Raw genomic sequence first — 15,689 nt, forward strand, 5'->3', positions numbered from 1 at the left:
CCCCGGGAGTGCCGGGCGGTCGGACTCGTCCGCTCACACTCCGCGGGAGAATCCTCAGGCCGCGCCCCGCCCGGCCCCGGCCCGCCCCACCCGGCTGAGCCTGTACAGACAACCTGCGCAGATACAGCAGACATAGAGGAGAGCAGTCCGATGCCCGTGCGCCTGGGGTGCATAGCCGACGATTTCACCGGTGGCACCGACGTGGCCGCCGCCCTGCGCAGGGCCGGACTGCGCACCGCCCTTGTCTTCGGCCTCCCCGAAGCCGACGCCGCGCTGCCCGACGACTGCGACGCCGTTGTCGTCGCCCTCAAGTCCCGCAGCACACCGGTGAAGGACGCGGTCCAGGAATCCCTCGCCGCGCAGAAGTGGCTGTGGTCCCAGGGCGCGGCGCAGGTCTACTTCAAGTACTGCTCCACCTTCGACTCCACCGCCGAAGGCAACATCGGCCCCGTCGCCGACGCTCTGCTCGACGCCGGGGGCAGTCGCCTGACCGTTGTCTGCCCGGCCTCCCCCGCCAACGGCCGCACCGTCTACCAGGGACACCTCTTCGTCCACGACCGGCTGCTCGCCGAGTCACCCATGCGTCATCATCCGCTCACACCGATGACGGACTCCGACCTGGTACGGCTCATGAGCGCTCAGTCCAAGCATCCGGTCGGCTTGATTCCGCTGCCAGTTGTGCGTACCGGACCGGTCACGGTCGCCGAGGCACTCAGGGCGCACGAAGACCAGGGTGTACGCCATGTCATCATCGACGCCGTTGTCGAGGCCGACCTCGAGACCATCGGTGCCGCCTGTCTGGAACTCGGCGTCGTGACCGGCGCGGCGGGCCTGGCCGAGGGACTCGGCCGGGCCTACCCCACCACCGGCCAGAACACGGCCGAACCGATTCCGCACGACGGTCGGGCCGCGATCCTCGCCGGGAGCTGCTCCGCCCGCACCCTTGAGCAGATCGCCCACTTCTCCACGCGCCACCCCGCTCTCCGGCTGGACCCGCTCGCCGCAGCCACCGGCCAGGACGTCATCGCCGCGGCACTCGCTTGGTACGACGCCCAGCCCGCCGACGCCCCCGCCCTCCTCTACGCCTCCGCCGCACCTGACGAACTGGCCCGAACCCAGGCACAGTTGGGAACGTCCGAAGGGGCGAGCCTGGTCGAGAACCTGCTGGGCACGCTGGCCCGGCATCTCGTCGAGCGCGGTGTGCGCCGTCTGATCGTCGCCGGCGGTGAGACCTCGGGTGCCGTCACCACCGCTCTGGGCGTACGCGCCGTCCTGGTCGGCACCGAGGTGGACCCCGGCGTGCCCTGGACCCGGACCACCGGCACGGACGAACTGGCGCTGATGCTCAAGTCGGGCAACTTCGGCGCCCCCGACCTGTTCTCCCGCGCTCTGGAGACCATGTGACCGACCACACCGACGAGCGGCAGGCCCGCGCCGGGCTGGTCCGCACCGCGCACTCGTTCTTCACCCGCGGACTCACTCACGGCAGCACCGGCAACCTCAGCGTCCGCCTCGCGGACAACACCGTGCTGCTCACCCCGACCGGCTCCAGCCTCGGCACCCTGACCGCCGAAGCCCTCGCGCGCATCGACACCGAAGGCCGTCACCTCGACGGGCCGCGTCCCTCCAAGGAGGCCTTCCTCCACGCGGCCTTCTACCGTGCCCGGCCCGACGCGAAGGCGGTCGTCCACCTGCACTCGACGCACGCCGCGGCTGTCTCCTGCCTCGCCGACGTGGACCCCGCCGACGTACTGCCGCCCCTGACCGCGTACTACGCGATGCGCGTCGGCCGTCTTCCGCTGCTGCCTTATCACGCGCCTGGGGACGCCTCCCTGGAGCCGTTGGCCGAGAAGGCCGCGCGCGATCACCATGCCGTACTCCTGGCCAACCACGGCCCGGTCGTCGCGGGCCGCACGCTCGCGCAGGCTGCCGACGCGGTCGAGGAACTGGAAGAGACCGCCAAGCTGCACCTCCTCCTGCACGGCCGCCGGACCCGCCCCCTCACCCCCGAGCAGGCTGCCGCGCTCGGCCACCCCTCCTGACGGCCGGATCCGAGCGCGGCAGCCCCGCACCACTGCCCTCCCGGGGAAACTCACGCCCGACACCTCGGCGACCGCCGCCCGCGCCGAACTCGGCCTCGGCTTCGAGGCGTCGGGCGCCCTTCCCCGTAAGAGCCGCAAGGCCGGCGTGGGCGCTGCAGACATCCCGGCCGGCTTCGGCGGCATCACCTTCCACCCCGGCGCCCGCCTCTACGCGGACGACGACAAAGTCATGCTGTCCGTCGGCCGCACCCAGCCGACGGACAGAGGTGCGCAAACACCACGTGGCGCGCGTCTCCTGGCCTGAGGCCCGGTACGCGACCGCTGCCGTCCTCAGCTGCGCCGAGAAGGTGTCACCGAGCGGCGGCATCGTCCTCTCCGCCGCGACCGGTCGCGAGGATCCGTACTCGTCCTCATGGTCAACCGTTCCGTCGCGGCTGACATCGAGCCCTGCTCGATCACGGGGACCGACCCCACGCGGATCAGCCCGGCGCTCCTGGAGTACGCGGAGGAGATGGACGCGGGACGAGCCGTTGCTGCGGTTCGGCGGGGGGTTCGGGGTCGCTGGCGGCGATCTTGCCGAGGAGGTGGGCGAGGGTGAGTTCTTCGCCGGAGGTGAGGGCGTCCAGCCAGAGCTTTTCGCGGTTGGTGCTCCACCAGCGCAGGAATTCGTCGACGACTCGGTCGCCCGGCTCGGTGAGGGTGATGACGAGCATGCGCGCGTCGTCCGGCTGGGGGCTGCGGGTGAGCAGGGCAGAGCGTTCCAGGGTGTCCAGCGCGGAGGTGACGCTGGCCTTGGAGACGCTGAGCTGATCGGCCAGCCGACGCGGAGTCTGCGGACCGCCGAGCCGGAGGGCCGACATAAGGCGGAAGGCGGCGAAGGTCAGACCGGCCGGCCGGGCGAAGTTGGTCTCGATATCACGCTCGATCTTCTTGGCGGCCCGCAGGAGGTTGTAGCCGACGGACATGGAGGCCAGTCTCGGGTCCGCGCCGGGCACGTCGAAGCCGGAGGCGGCGGCCAGGCGTTCACCACGCGTCGGTACCGGTTCGGAAGGCGGCTCACCAGTCGGGTTGTCTGCCATGCGGTGGGGCTCCTGTCCGGGTACGAGTGGTTCCTCTTTACGTAACACAGTCTTGACGCGGTCGCGGCCCGCCTTCTACCGTCGACACGGTCGTTAGACTTCTAACTACCACGCGTTTGCGCCACCACTCAATGAGGAGATGTCATGGCCTGGCTGGACGAGTCCGCTTGGCAGTCCCGGATCCGGCTCGGGGGCTGGGTGTCCGGCTCCGGCGGCGAGTACGCCGTCACCGAGCCCGCCACCGGCAAGGAGCTCACACGCATCGGCCAGGCAGGCCCCGCGGACGTGGCCGCCGCCACCTCGCGGGCCGCGCGGGCCCAGCGCGAGTGGGCGGCGCTGCCGTACGACCAGCGGGCGGCGGTGCTGCGCCGGGCCGGGGACATCTGGAACGAGCGGGCGGCGGAGATCCAGGAGTGGATCGTCCGGGAGTCCGGGAGCATCCCGGCCAAGGCACAGCTGGAGACGCACACCGCCGCCGAGGAGTGCTACGAGGCCGCCGCCCTGGCCTCGCACCCGGCCGGTGAGCTGCTGCGCAGCGCCCAGCCGCGCATCAGCCTGACGCGCCGGGTCCCGGCCGGGATCGTCGGGGTCATCTCGCCCTTCAACTTCCCGCTGATCCTGTCCGTCCGCTCCGTCGCCCCGGCGCTGGCGCTCGGCAACGCCGTCATCCTCAAGCCCGACCCCCGCACCGCGGTCTGCGGAGGCGTGGTCCTGGCCCGGGTCTTCGAGGAAGCCGGGCTGCCCGAAGGAGTGCTGTCCGTGCTGCCGGGTGGCGCGGACGTCGGCGAGGCCCTGGTCACCGACCCGCTGGTACGGGTGATCTCCTTCACCGGCTCCACCCGTGCCGGGCGTATCGTCGGCCGCCTCGCCGGGGTGCACCTCAAGCGCGCCCACCTGGAGCTGGGCGGCAACTCCGCCCTGATCGTCACCGCCGACGTGGACCTGGAGAAAGCGGTGTCGGCGGGCGCGTTCGGCTCCTTCATGCACCAAGGCCAGATCTGCATGACCACCGGCCGCCACATCGTGGACGCGGCGATCGCCGAGGCCTACGCCGCCGCGCTGGCCGAGCACGCCGACCGCCTCCCCGTCGGCGACCCGTTCATCGAGCAGGTCGCACTGGGCCCGGTCATCGACGCGGGGCAGCGCGACGGCATCCACCGCCTGGTCACCGAGTCGGTCGCCGCCGGGGCGCGGCTCGCGGCCGGTGGCACGTACGAGGACCTGTTCTACCGGCCGACCGTACTGGCCGGCACGCCCGTGACCGCGCCCGCGTACGCCGAGGAGGTCTTCGGTCCGGTCGCGCCCGTGGTGTCGTACGACACCCTCGACCAGGCGATCGCGCTCGCCACGGACACCCCGTACGGGCTGAAGCTGGGCATCCTGACCGGCGACGGCCTCAAGGCCATGGAGCTCGCCGAGAAGCTCCCGGTCGGCGCCGTCCACATCAACGACCAGACCGTCTCCGACGAGGCCGTCGCCCCCTTCGGTGGCCTGGGCGCCTCCGGCACCGGGGCCCGCTTCGGCGGTGTCCAGGGCAACCTCGAAGCCTTCACCGAGGTGCAGTGGGTCACCGCCCAGAGCCAGATCCCGGACTACCCCTTCTGATGCGGACCCGCCCATGTCCATCGTGATCGACACCGCCGGCTGGCCGGTCGACGAACGCGGCTCGCGCTGGCAGGAGGCGCTGTCCTCGGCGCACGCGCCGCTGAGCTTCCATCCGCGTACCCGCGAGATACTCGGCCGGATGCGGCATGGGCGGCTCGGCGCCCTGCGGTACTCGGAAGCGGTCATGCCGGAGGGCGAGTTGCGGCGGAGCGCGGCCGTCGTCCGGCGTGGCCCGCTGCCGCCCGAGGTACTGGTGCTGCTCCAGCTCGAAGGCAGCGCCACGGTTCTGCAGGCATGCCGTCAGTCGCGGCTGGAACCCGGCGACCTGACGCTGTGCGAGCCCACCCGCCCGTGCTCCGTCGACTTCTCCGACGGCGCCCGTACGGTGGCCATGGTGCTGCCCGGGCGCATGCTGGCACTTCCGCCACGACGGCTGCTGGACCTCACCGCGCTGCGCGTCGACGGCGACAGCGGCGCGGGCTCCGCCGCCGCGGCGCTGGTGACCTCGCTCGTCTCCCGGCCGGCCGCCGTCACCTGGCGTCAGGAGCAACGGCTCGGCGACGCGGTGGCCGCGGTCCTGACCGCCGCCCTGGAGGAGTTGCTCCCGACGGCGCCCGCCGCGTCCGGCCCCCGGCCCGACCTGGTGGCCCGGATCCACCAGTACGTGGAAGTCCAGCTCGGCGACCCCGAGCTGGACCCGGCGCGGATCGCCGCCGCGCACCGCATCTCGGTGCGCTACCTCAACCGGCTGCTCGCGGGCGAGGGCACGACCGTCGTGGAACTGATCCGGTCGCGGCGGCTGGAGTGCTGCCGCCGCGACCTCGCCGACCCCTCCCTGCGCGAGCTGCCGATCTCCGCGATCGCCGGACGCTGGGGCATCCCGAACGCCTCACGCTTCAGCCATCTGTTCCGGGCGTGCTACGGGATGTCCCCGCGCGCCTTCCGGACCACCGCGCTCACGCCTGCGTAGCCGCCCGGGCCGCCGCGGCGGTGTCCCCGGCGGCGCGGGCCTTGCGCTGCTCGCGGTACGCGCCGGTCGCCCGGCGCTCGCTGATCAAGGTCGTGGAGTCGGGCAGGAACCGCTCCTGCGCGCCGAGCAGCAGTCGGAATCCCCACCTGACCAGCCTGGCCGCCACCCGGTTCGGGTGGGGCAGGCCGTGCACTCCGCGCACCTTCTCCGGGGTCACGGCGAGCACGATCGCACGGCCGAGCGGCCACAGCGGGCGCGGGAACCAGCGCTCGGCGAACTGCTGCACCAGCGCGGCGGCGGCGACCCTTCCGTGCTCGGTGGTGGGGTAGTCGCGGTCCTCGAACTTCTCGGCGAAGGCCACGATGCCGTCGAAGTCGTCCGGGAAGCCCCGGATCGGCCCGGTCTCGGTCTCGAACAGCTTCGACAGGTCGCGCAGCCAGTGGTGGAAGGCGATCCGGAGGTTGTCCGGCATCCCCGAGAGCCCTACGTCGATCCGCAGGCGATGACTGAACAGTGCCATCAGCGCCAGCGGCTGGATGAAGTCGTCATGGTCGGCGAAGTTGCCCGGCAGCTGCCTCGCGAGCGCCATGTGGCGGCGGTTGAGCCGGGTGATCGACTTGCGTACGTCGGGGTGGGAAGGCCCCAGGACGTACCACTCGACCAGATAGTCGAGGCTGTCGTCGAAACGCTTCTGCTGGTGGTCGGTGACCTTACGGGTGTGCATCAGGGTCTCGGAGCCGTGCGACGCCTGGATCACGTTCATGAACGAGACCGCGTAGGACAGATTCAGCACGAACTCGTTGAGCTGATAGCCGACGATCAGGCCGATGATCTTCTCGTAGTCGACCTCGGGATCGAGCTGCGCGATCTCCTTCTCGACCCACCTCTTGCCGCTGCCGCGCTTCTTCGACACGACACACCTCCTCCGTCACAGGATCCCTGTCCTCAAGGACGACCCTGACAGCACAGGTGCGCCGCGTCTTGCTCCAGGCGGCACCACAACTTGTCGTACCGGGTACGAAGGCAGCGGGCCGCCTCAGGCGTCCTGCGGATAGGTCGTGCAGTAGTGCTCCTTGGTCTGCGCGAGCCGGGTGCGCGCTACAGCGAAGTCGAGTACCGCGGGGCGGCCGGCGGTGTTCTCGGTCAGGGCCCGCTTCAGCGCGTCGGGCACGGCGGTGGGGTCGTCGACGCGTTCGCCGTACGCGCCGCAGGCCTCGGCCAGGCGGGCGAAGTCGGGCTGGAAGGGGAACTCGGTGTCCAGGATGCGGTTGCCGTAGGTGTGTTCCTGGAGGTCCCGGATGGAGCCGAGGGCGTCGTCGTCGAGTACACACCAGGTGACGCCCAACCGGTATTGGGCGGCCATGGGGAGGATGTTCATGACCATCTGGAAGGAGCCGTCGCCCACGAAACAGAGGGCGGGGCGGTGCGGGTGGACCAGCCGGGAGGCGGGCAGGGCGGCGGCGGCGAACCCCATGCCGTAGAAGCTGGACGGGACGATGACCGAACGGGGCTCGTAGACGCGGAAGAAGGGGAAGGCGCCCCCGATGTGCTGGGCGAGGGCCCCGACGTCGACGCCGAGGACGGTGTCACGGGGAAAGACGGAGCGGGCGGCGCGGATGACGCGGGCCGGGTGGATGGGGGCGCTCTCGTCGAGTGCCATGCGGTCGATGTCGGCGTCCAGGGCGGCGATGTCGCGGGCGAGCCGCCGGGTGCGGTCCGGGGACGCGCACGTGTCGCGCGGAAGGGCGGCCAGTATCTGCTCCAGGACCCGTCCGATGTCGCCGGTGACCGGGATGTGTGCCGGGAGTGCGCGGCCCAGTTCGGCGGGGTCGATGTCGACCTGGACGTAGGTGGCGTCGGGGGACGGGAGCGCGGTGGGCTGCCAGTTGGTCTCCATCTCCTCGAAGCGGGTGCCGAGGCCGAGGACGACGTCGGCCTCGGCGAGCAGCCGTTTGGCGACCGGGTTGCGGTGGGCGCCGAGGCCGCCGGCGGCGAGGGGGTGGTCGTCGGGGAGGCTGCCGCGTCCGGCGAGGCTGGTCAGCACGGGAGCCGGGAGACGTTCGGCCAGGACGCGCAGCTCGTCGAAGGCGCCGGAGGCGGCGACTCCGCCGCCGGCGATGACGAGCGGGCTCCGGGCACCGGCGAGAGCCGCCGCCGCGGCGTCGACGGCGGGCTGGTCGGCGGCGGTCCGGGCGGCCGGGCCGGCCGGCCGGTACGGCTTGTCCGGGACGAGTCGGGTCAGGAGGTCCCGGGGGATGTCGATCAGGACGGGGCCGGGCCTGCCGCCGCGGGCGATGGCGAAGCCCTGGCGCACAAGGTCGGTGAGGAGGTCGGCCCGGTCGGCCCGGACCGACCATTTGGTGACCGGGGCGAAGACCCGGTCGGTGGCGACCTCCTGGCTGGCGCCCCGGTGGGCGGTCGCCGTGGAACCGCGCCCGCCCAGCACGATCATGGGCAGAGCACCGACGTACGCCTCGGCGACCGCCGTGAGGGTGTTGGTGACACCCGGTCCGGCGGTGACCAGGACGACGGCGGGTTCGCCGGTGAGCTGCGCGTGCGCGGCGGCCATGGCGGCGGCGTGGTGTTCGTGGCGTACGAGATGGCTGCTGATGCCCGGCGTCGAGTGGATGGCGTCGTAGATGGGCAGCACATGGCCGCCCGGCATACCGAAGACATGGCTGACGCCCTCGGCCCGGAGTGCGTTGACGACAGCCTGACCGGCGTTGATCTCGCCCATGGGGATGCGGCTCCTGTCCTGGTGGTCCTGGTCGTCCTGGTGGTCCTGGTCAGAAGGGGTAGGAGGCGATCTCGGGGCGCACGGTGAGCCACTGGGTCTCGGTGAAGGCCTCGATGTTGGCCTCGGCGCCGCCGAAACGCGATCCGGTGCCGGATGCGCCGACGCCGCCGAAGGGGCTGTTGGCCTCGTCCGAGACGGTCTGCTCGTTGATGTGCACGATGCCGCTCGGCACGGCGTCGGCGATGCGCATGGCGTCGCCGACGTTGCCGAGGACGCCGAGCGAGAGCCCGTACTCGCTGTCCGACGCGATCGCGGTCGCCTCCTCCGCCGTGGCGAAGGACGCGACCGGGGCCACGGGGCCGAACACCTCGTCCGCCCAGGCGGGCATCGCCGCCGTGACGTCGGCCAGCACCGTCGGGGCGTAGAACAGGTCCTTGTGGGTACCGCCCGCGGCGAGCCTGGCCCCGGCGGCCACGGTCCGCCGGACGAGGTCGTCGACGCGCTGGAGCTGCCGGTCGTCGATGAGCGGGCCGAGGGCCACCTGACCGGTCGCGGGGTCGCCGACCGGCAGGTGGGCGGCCTTGGCGGCCAGGGCCTCCACGTAGGCGTCGTGCAGGCTCTCGTGGACCAGGTGGCGGCCGGTGGTCATGCAGATCTGCCCCTGGTGCATGAAGGAGCCGAAGGCGCCCGCCGAGGCCGCCAGTGCCAGGTCGGCACCCGGCAGCACGATCAGGGCGTTGTTGCCGCCGAGTTCGAGGTGGGTGCGCTTGAGGTGGCGGGCGCCGAGCTCGCCGACCCGGCGGCCGGCCGCCGTGGAGCCGGTGAAGGAGACGACACGCACCTCGGGTGCGGTGACCACCGCCTCGCCGGTCTCGGCGCCGCCGGGCAGCAGTTGCAGCAGCCCGTCGGGGAGACCGGCTTCCTGGAAGATCCGTACGAGGGCGACCCCGCCGCACACCGCCGTGCGGGGGTCGGGCTTGAGCAGCACCGCGTTGCCCAGCGCGAGGGCCGGGGCGACGGAGCGGATGGACAGGATCAGCGGGAAGTTGAACGGGGCGATGACGCTGACCACACCTGCCGGCCGGCGCCGGGCGAAACTCCAGCGCGCCTCGTTCGAGGGCAGCACGGTGCCGTGCGGATGGCTGGGCAGAGCCGCCGCCTCGTAGCACTCCTGGGCGGCGATGTGGGTCTCCAGCGCCGCCTTGGGCCGGATGGAGCCCGCCTCGCGGACGATCCAGTCCTGGATCTCCTCGGCGTGCGCCTCCCACAGGTCGCCCGCTCCGCGCAGGACGGCGGCCCGCTCCTCGGGCGGCCGGGCCGCCCACCGCGCCTGGGCGGCCGCCGCGCGGGCGGAGGCCTTGCGTACGTCCTCGGCGCCGGCAAGGCCGATGGTGCCGAGCCGGTTGCCGGTGGCGGGCTCGACAACCGGGGCGGTTCCGGCCGAGCCGTCGGCCCAGCCGTCGATGACGATCTTCGCGGTCCAGGTGTCCGCGTCGACGAAGACTCACGATGCACTCCTTGAAGTGATTAGATGTCACAGTATTCTCGGGGTTTCGAAGATGACAAGAGCCCTGTACGAGAGAACCCTCCACCTGCACGACTCTTGTTCTCGAACTCAACAGACTGCTTAGATGTCTCAGATTATCGACTACTCCGCAGGAGGTAGCGATGTGCTCGATGCACCCCACGGCAGCAACGACGGCGCGGACATCGGAGGGAACCACGGCCTTCGACCATGTCGGGCTGTCGGTCCGTGATCTCGACGCGGCCGTCGTCTTCTACACCAAGGCACTCGGACTCACCGAGGAGTTCCGCTTCGAGGTCGAGGCCCAGGGCATGCACGCCGTCGTGCTGCGCAGCCCCGACGGATACGCGGTGGAACTGATGTCCCGCCCCGACTCGGTCCCGTCGCCGCCCGCGGCCGATCCCGACGCGGCCGTGCTCCAGCAGGGCTACGGGCACTTCTGCCTGCGCGTGAGCGACCTGGACGGGCTCTACGGCCGCGTGCTGGCCGCCGGCGCCTCGGTGATCGTGCCGCCCGGCCAGGCACCCCACCCGGACGTACGCTTCGGCTATCTCGCCGATCCCGAGGGCAACCTGATCGAGCTGATCCAGATCCGCGCGGGGGCGACACTGTGAAGCTGATGGAGGGCAAGTACGGACTGCTCACCGGCGGCGCCGGCGGCATCGGCCGGGCCTGTGCGCTCGCCTTCGCCCGCGCGGGCGCGGCGGTGGTCGTCAGTGACCTGGAGAGCAGCCGGGACGGCGGCGAGCAGACGGTCGCGCTGATCGGGAAGGAGGGCGGCCGGGCCGTCTTCGTTCCCGGCGACGTGACCAGCGAATCGGACCAGGAACGGATGGTCGCCGAGACCGTACGGGCCTACGGGCGGCTCGACTTCGCGCTGAACAACGCCGGCATCGAGCACCAGGCGAGCCTGGTCGACATGGAGGCCGCCGACTTCGACCGGGTCATCTCCGTCAACCTCAAGGGTGTCTGGCTGGGTCTGAAACACCAGATCCGGCAGATGCTCGCCCAGGGCGGCACGGGCGCGATCGTCAACACCTCCTCGCTGGCGGGGCTGGTGTCCCCACCTCTGCTCGGCGCGTACGTGGCCAGCAAGCACGGGGTGCTGGGCCTCACCAAGACCGCCGCCGTCGAGTACGCGGAGTCCGGTATCCGGGTGAACGCCGTCTGCCCGGCGTCCATCCGTACCCCGCTCATGGATGTGCTGACGGACGATCAGCTCGCGCAGTGGGTCGGCCGGATGGCCATCAAACGGCTCGGTGAGCCGGAGGAGGTGGCGGCGGCGGTGGTCTGGCTCTGCTCCGACCAGGCGAGTTTTGTCACGGGTGTCGGCCTGCCGGTCGACGCGGGCGCGTCCGCGATGTGACACCTCCCGCGGCGCGTACGGGCGAGAGCTCCGGGTGGGCCCGATGTCTTCGGGCCCCCCCGGAGCTCTCGCCGTTGGGCATGACCGCCGGACCCTCCCCCCGCTCTCTCCCGTGGAACGGCGTAGGGCCCGCGGCCGTGCTGCCCGCGGGCCCTACGCCCTACGCCCGACGCCCAGCACCTGAGGAGCACCTGAGCACCTGCCCGCCGTCAGCGCAGCGCGCGCGGCCGGATGCCCTGCTTGCCCGGCGAGAGGATGCCGTGGGGGTCGAGGCAGTCCTTGACGGTCTCGTTGAAGCGGCGCAGGGCGTGGTCCGCGTAGTCGAAGGTGTCGGCGACGGCGTCCATGTGACGCAGGTGGGTGCGGTAGACGCCGTAGCCCCGGCGGGCGCCTTCGGGGACGAGGCGGCCGATGACGTCGTACGCGTGCCGGGTCTGCGCCTCGTCGGCGGTGTCGAACCACACCGAGGTGATGTTGACGAAGGCCCGCGGGGTGAGCATCAGGGAGGCGGCGTAGTCCAGGCCCTCGGCCGCGAGGGCGGCGCGCAACCAGCGGCTCTGCTCCAGCGCCTCGGTGCCGGTGAGCGGGGCGACGGGTGAGTAGTCGAGGTGTCCGCCAACGCCGTGTTCGTCCCAGCTGAGGTTGTCCAGCAGGTCGAGGGTGGGGATGCCGGCCTGGGTGGTGTCGGACTGGTGCCGGATGCGCGGAAGCGCGGCGGCCGGGCTGTCCGGGACCGGCTCGGTGGGGGCGGTGAGCCGGTCGACGACGGTGGCGCCGTCGTACGTGCGGGCGGTGACGCGGGCGCCGGGGATGGCCTCGAAGGCGCGGCGGCAGGCCGCGTACTGCTGCTCCACGATCTCCGCGTGACCGTACAGTGCGAAACGCATGTACCAGCGGCCCGCGTCCGTCTCCCGGGCCATGCGGTCGATGGCCTCCTCCGGCAGCGGCCCCTCGCCGTCGTACCAGTGCTCTCGGGGGACGCCGCTGAGGGCACCGCCGACGAGCATCGTGTTGTAGGCGATCGGGTAGTTGGGGATGGTGCGGTCCAGGAGCAGCGGGCGGACGGTGTCGATGAGGGCGACGATGTCCTCCTCGTGCTCCACCCGCACGTCGCAGGACATGTAGACCTCGGGCCGCGGCACGAGCCAGCAGCCCATCGTGGTGACGATCCCGTAGTTGGACTGCATGAACATGCCGTCGGCCGTGGGGCCGAAGCCGAACTTGCGCAGCGCCCAGGAGGTGTTGCCCTCCATGGCACCCATGCCGGTGCGCAGCAGGGAGCCGTCGGCGAGGACGACCTCCATGCCGCACTGGCGGCCGGGGTGGTCGCCGAGCGGGGTGAAGCCGACGCCGTGGTCGAGGCAGTTGCCGACGACGCTGCCCCAGCCGAGGTCGGGGATGGACGGCCACAGGGCCAGGCCGCGTCGGCGGATCTCCTCGAAGAGGTCGAAGAAGCGCACGCCTGGTTCGACCACGCAGTAGGCGAGGTCCTCGTCCAGTTCCAGGATGCGGTCCATACGGCGCAGGCTGACCGACACCGATCCGGCGGTGGCCGGGGCCGGGCCGCCGTAGCCGTTGTTGCGGCCCTGGGAGAACGTCCACAGCGGCAGCCGGTGCTCACCGGCGATCCGGACGACGGCCTGGACCTCCTCGACGGTGCCCGGCGAGACCACGGCGGAGGGGGTGTGCTCCTGCCAGGAGGCGTGGGAGTACGGGTCGCGGTACGGCAGCAGGTCCTCGGGGCGGTGCAGGACGTGCTCCGGGCCGAGGGCGGCGGTGAGCGCGTCCAGGGCGGCGGTGGAGAGGGCCACTTGGGTCATGACGGGGAGTCCTCGGGGTCGGCGTTCGCGCGCAGCAGGTAGGCGGTGCTCAGTTTGTCGGGGTGGTCCTTCAGTTCCTGTGCCGTGCCGCTGAAGCGGATGCGGCCGCCTTCCAGGATGTGGGCCGTGGTGGCCAGGGCGAGGGCGACGTGCGCGAACTGTTCGATGAGCAGGACGGCCGTGCCGGAGGCGGCGACGTCGGCCAGGACCGGCATCAGCCGTTTGACGACCACCGGGGCCAGGCCCAGCGACAGTTCGTCCACGACCAGCACGGACGGCCGGGAGGCGAGGGCCTGGGCCAGGACGACCATCTGCTGCTGCCCGCCGGACAGGGAGCGGGCGGGGGTGCGCCAGCGTTCCCTCAGCTCTGGGAAGAGCTCCAGCGCGTGGTCGACCCCGGCCCGGCGCGCCGCGTGGGGCAGGGCGTAGACGGCGGTGTGCAGGTTGTCGCGGACGGTCAGGCCGGGCAGCAGCCGCCGTCCCTCGGGTACGACGGCCACCCCGGCCGCGCGCACCTGTTCGGGCCGACGGCCGGTCAGCTCCCGCTCGCCGAGCAGGACCCGGCCGCCGGTGGGGCGCAGGACCCCGCCCAGGGCCAGGACCAGGCTGGACTTCCCGGCGCCGTTGGGGCCGAGGAGGGCGGTGACCTCACCGGCGGGGACGTCGAGACTGACGTCGTGCAGGACGGTCCGGGTGCCGCGCGCGACCCGGAGCCCTTCGACGTGCAGGGCGAGCGCGGTCGTGGTCCTGGTCCTGGTCCTGGTGGTCATGCCGCCTCCTCGGTGCCGAGGTAGGCCCGTACGACGTGCTCGTCGCGCAGGACCTCCTGGGTGGGTCCGACGGCGATGAGCCTGCCGAAGTCCAGTACGGCGGTGACCTCGCAGCAGGCCGACACCAGGTTCATGTCGTGGTCGACCAGTACGGTCATGGCGTCCAAGTCCGCCGGGATGCGCCGGATCACGGCGCCGATCCGGCCGGTCTCCTCGTCCGGCAGTCCGGCGGCGGGCTCGTCGAGCAGGACGACGCGAGGGCGGCCGACGACCGAGCGGGCCAGTTCCACCAGCCGCCGTTCGCCGGCGCCGAGCGCGCCGACGGGCGCCGACGGACTGACGGACAGGCCGACGAACTCCAGGGCGGCGAACACGTCCCGGCGGCGGTCACGGCGGCGGCCCCCGGTGTGCTCGTGGACCATGGCCACGTTGTCGTACACGGACAGCTTCTCGATGGCCTGCTCGGTCTGGAACGTACGGCGCAGCCCCCAGCGGGCCCTGCGGTGGCCGGACAGGGCCAGCAGGTCGTCGCCGAAGGCCCGGACGTGGCCGGCGGCGGGGGTGACGAAACCGCTGAGTACGTTGAAGAGGGTGGTCTTGCCGGCGCCGTTGGGGCCGATGACGCCGCAGGCGGTGGCGGGCAGGGTCAGATCCATGGTCCGGATGGGGGTGACGCCGCCGAAGCGTACCGTCAGTCCCTCGATCTCGATCACGACGCGCTCCTCCGCATACGGGTTGCCAGCCGGCCCAGGTCCCGGCCGAGTTGACCGGCGATGCCTTCCGGCGAGGTGACCAGCGTCTGGACCAGGCCGACACCGAACAGGATCAGCAGGACGTTTCCGCTGACGCCCCAGGTGTCGAGCAGGGCGGGCATCGCCTTGAGCATCAGGCCGGCGATCACGGCCCCGGCGAAGTTGTACATGCCGGCCATGAGCAGGGCCGCCAGCAGGGTGATCGACTCCTGTGGCGGGAATTGATAGACCGTCAGTCCGCCCGCGCTGGCTGCCAGCAGTGCCCCGGCCACGCCGGTCATGAAGCAGGCCAGGGCGAACGCCCACAGCTTGTACAGGGTGACGTTGATCCCGGCGGCCATCGCCGCGTGCTCGCTCTGCCGGATCGCCGCCCACGCCCGGCCCGGTCTGCCCCGGGTGTGGGCGATGGCCAGCAGGAACATCAGGGCGCAGACGACGACCGTGTAGCGGAAGTACGCGGTGTCGGAGGCGGCCAGGTCGGGCCGGGCCAGCGGCACGGTGCCGGATTTCACGGGGTCGTAGCCCAAGAAGCCCTTCCCGCCGTTGGGGAAGTTGGCGTTGGTCAGCACGATGGTGACCGCCGCCGCGAGCATGAGGGTGATCAGGGCCAGATAGAGACCGGACAGCCGCAGCGCCGGGAGCCCGATGACGATCCCGAGCAGGCCGGTGACCAGGCCGGTGACCAGCAGCACCAGCGGGAACGGCAACGCGCCGTTCTGGCCGAGGCGTTCGGCCGTCCAGCCGCCGACCGCCAGCATGGCGATCTGGCCCAGCGAGATCAGTCCCACCCGCCCGTACAGCACGCTCAGGCCGAGGGCGGCGACCGAGAACACGGCGGCGGCGGTGAGGACCTGGATCCAGTACGCGCTGGTGAGCGGCGGCAGCAGGAGTACGGCTGCGGCCGTCACGCCGGTCGGCCAGGCCGCGGCCGACAGTGGTGGCCGCAGCCCGAGCCGCTCGCCCGCGGTCGGGCGCGGCGCGTCCGGTGCCCGGACGCCGCGCGTGCCTTGGAAGACGTTCATT

Annotated in this window: 15 protein-coding genes; 7 read left to right on the forward strand and 8 right to left on the reverse strand. The window is 71.9% G+C overall.

The annotated features are described in order from the left end of the window. The first annotated feature begins 150 nt into the window (after positions 1-150). The 3 genes from otnK to KVT44_RS61035 are packed head-to-tail and all read left to right on the forward strand — an operon-like array spanning position 151 to position 2,346. A complete protein-coding gene (gene otnK / locus KVT44_RS13530; RefSeq protein ID WP_217567239.1) occupies positions 151-1,404 on the forward strand; it encodes a 3-oxo-tetronate kinase in 1,254 nt (417 codons plus the stop codon). After that, complete coding sequence (gene otnC / locus KVT44_RS13535; RefSeq protein WP_217567240.1) at positions 1,401-2,042, forward strand: 3-oxo-tetronate 4-phosphate decarboxylase; 642 nt, start codon at positions 1,401-1,403, stop codon at positions 2,040-2,042. The genes otnK and otnC overlap by 4 nt, the downstream gene beginning before the upstream one ends. 7 nt (positions 2,043-2,049) lie before the next feature. After that, positions 2,050-2,346, forward strand: coding sequence for a hypothetical protein (locus tag KVT44_RS61035; protein ID WP_368857590.1), 297 nt, complete (start codon positions 2,050-2,052; stop codon positions 2,344-2,346). A gap of 175 nt (positions 2,347-2,521) precedes the next feature. On the opposite strand, the gene KVT44_RS13545 is transcribed toward KVT44_RS61035, so the two are convergent. Next, positions 2,522-3,121 carry a MarR family winged helix-turn-helix transcriptional regulator gene (locus tag KVT44_RS13545; protein WP_217567242.1) on the reverse strand — a complete coding sequence of 200 codons (600 nt, stop codon included), beginning with the start codon at positions 3,119-3,121 and terminating at the stop codon, positions 2,522-2,524. A gap of 144 nt (positions 3,122-3,265) precedes the next feature. Between KVT44_RS13545 and KVT44_RS13550 the strand changes: the two genes are divergently transcribed. Both KVT44_RS13550 and KVT44_RS13555 read left to right on the forward strand, forming a co-directional pair. Further along, positions 3,266-4,726 carry an aldehyde dehydrogenase family protein gene (locus tag KVT44_RS13550; RefSeq protein WP_217567243.1) on the forward strand — a complete coding sequence of 487 codons (1,461 nt, stop codon included), beginning with the start codon at positions 3,266-3,268 and terminating at the stop codon, positions 4,724-4,726. Between the two features lie 13 nt (positions 4,727-4,739). Next, on the forward strand, positions 4,740-5,696 hold the full coding sequence (locus tag KVT44_RS13555) for a helix-turn-helix domain-containing protein (protein WP_217567244.1): 957 nt from the start codon (positions 4,740-4,742) through the stop codon (positions 5,694-5,696). Here the strand turns inward: KVT44_RS13555 and KVT44_RS13560 are convergent. From KVT44_RS13560 to KVT44_RS13570, 3 genes are all read right to left on the reverse strand, one after another. Next, positions 5,683-6,609 (reverse strand): hypothetical protein, encoded by a 927-nt coding sequence (locus KVT44_RS13560; RefSeq protein WP_217567245.1) that lies wholly within the window; start codon positions 6,607-6,609, stop codon positions 5,683-5,685. The two genes, KVT44_RS13555 and KVT44_RS13560, sit on opposite strands and share 14 nt — an antisense overlap. A 123-nt stretch (positions 6,610-6,732) precedes the next feature. After that, positions 6,733-8,433: a thiamine pyrophosphate-binding protein gene (locus KVT44_RS13565; RefSeq protein ID WP_217567246.1), complete on the reverse strand. Its 1,701-nt coding sequence runs from the start codon at positions 8,431-8,433 to the stop codon at positions 6,733-6,735. Between the two features lie 49 nt (positions 8,434-8,482). Then, positions 8,483-9,904 (reverse strand): benzaldehyde dehydrogenase, encoded by a 1,422-nt coding sequence (locus KVT44_RS13570; RefSeq protein WP_217567400.1) that lies wholly within the window; start codon positions 9,902-9,904, stop codon positions 8,483-8,485. A gap of 197 nt (positions 9,905-10,101) precedes the next feature. Between KVT44_RS13570 and KVT44_RS13575 the strand changes: the two genes are divergently transcribed. Both KVT44_RS13575 and KVT44_RS13580 read left to right on the forward strand, forming a co-directional pair. After that, positions 10,102-10,572 (forward strand): VOC family protein, encoded by a 471-nt coding sequence (locus tag KVT44_RS13575; RefSeq protein WP_217567247.1) that lies wholly within the window; start codon positions 10,102-10,104, stop codon positions 10,570-10,572. Positions 10,573-10,577: 5 nt separating this feature from the next. Next, positions 10,578-11,324 (forward strand): glucose 1-dehydrogenase, encoded by a 747-nt coding sequence (locus KVT44_RS13580; RefSeq protein WP_217567248.1) that lies wholly within the window; start codon positions 10,578-10,580, stop codon positions 11,322-11,324. A 209-nt stretch (positions 11,325-11,533) separates the two neighbouring features. On the opposite strand, the gene KVT44_RS13585 is transcribed toward KVT44_RS13580, so the two are convergent. The 4 genes from KVT44_RS13585 to KVT44_RS13600 are packed head-to-tail and all read right to left on the reverse strand — an operon-like array spanning position 11,534 to position 15,688. Further along, on the reverse strand, positions 11,534-13,144 hold the full coding sequence (locus tag KVT44_RS13585; RefSeq protein WP_254649357.1) for an FAD-binding oxidoreductase: 1,611 nt from the start codon (positions 13,142-13,144) through the stop codon (positions 11,534-11,536). Further along, entirely contained in the window at positions 13,141-13,914 is a 774-nt protein-coding gene (locus KVT44_RS13590; protein WP_217567249.1) for an ABC transporter ATP-binding protein, read from the reverse strand. The genes KVT44_RS13585 and KVT44_RS13590 overlap by 4 nt, the downstream gene beginning before the upstream one ends. Next, positions 13,911-14,627, reverse strand: coding sequence for an ABC transporter ATP-binding protein (locus KVT44_RS13595; RefSeq protein WP_217567250.1), 717 nt, complete (start codon positions 14,625-14,627; stop codon positions 13,911-13,913). The genes KVT44_RS13590 and KVT44_RS13595 overlap by 4 nt, the downstream gene beginning before the upstream one ends. Continuing rightward, complete coding sequence (locus tag KVT44_RS13600; protein ID WP_217567251.1) at positions 14,624-15,688, reverse strand: branched-chain amino acid ABC transporter permease; 1,065 nt, start codon at positions 15,686-15,688, stop codon at positions 14,624-14,626. Before KVT44_RS13600 ends, KVT44_RS13595 begins: the two co-directional genes overlap by 4 nt. Between the last annotated feature and the right edge of the window lies 1 nt (position 15,689).

Origin of the sequence: Streptomyces sp. GbtcB7 (assembly GCF_019091445.1) — a bacterium.
Lineage (GTDB): Bacteria > Actinomycetota > Actinomycetes > Streptomycetales > Streptomycetaceae > Streptomyces > Streptomyces mirabilis.

Excerpts from the sequence above, each read along its gene's own strand:
- KVT44_RS13590 (WP_217567249.1), bottom strand. The coding sequence starts at position 13,914 with ATGACCACCAGGACCAGGACCAGGACCACGACCGCGCTCGCCCTGCAC.
- KVT44_RS13575 (WP_217567247.1), top strand. The coding sequence starts at position 10,102 with ATGTGCTCGATGCACCCCACGGCAGCAACGACGGCGCGGACATCGGAG.
- KVT44_RS13550 (WP_217567243.1), top strand. The coding sequence starts at position 3,266 with ATGGCCTGGCTGGACGAGTCCGCTTGGCAGTCCCGGATCCGGCTCGGG.
- KVT44_RS13565 (WP_217567246.1), bottom strand. The coding sequence starts at position 8,433 with ATGGGCGAGATCAACGCCGGTCAGGCTGTCGTCAACGCACTCCGGGCC.
- KVT44_RS13555 (WP_217567244.1), top strand. The coding sequence starts at position 4,740 with ATGTCCATCGTGATCGACACCGCCGGCTGGCCGGTCGACGAACGCGGC.
- KVT44_RS13585 (WP_254649357.1), bottom strand. The coding sequence starts at position 13,144 with ATGACCCAAGTGGCCCTCTCCACCGCCGCCCTGGACGCGCTCACCGCC.
- KVT44_RS13600 (WP_217567251.1), bottom strand. The coding sequence starts at position 15,688 with ATGAACGTCTTCCAAGGCACGCGCGGCGTCCGGGCACCGGACGCGCCG.
- otnK (WP_217567239.1), top strand. The coding sequence starts at position 151 with ATGCCCGTGCGCCTGGGGTGCATAGCCGACGATTTCACCGGTGGCACC.
- KVT44_RS13580 (WP_217567248.1), top strand. The coding sequence starts at position 10,578 with ATGGAGGGCAAGTACGGACTGCTCACCGGCGGCGCCGGCGGCATCGGC.
- KVT44_RS13545 (WP_217567242.1), bottom strand. The coding sequence starts at position 3,121 with ATGGCAGACAACCCGACTGGTGAGCCGCCTTCCGAACCGGTACCGACG.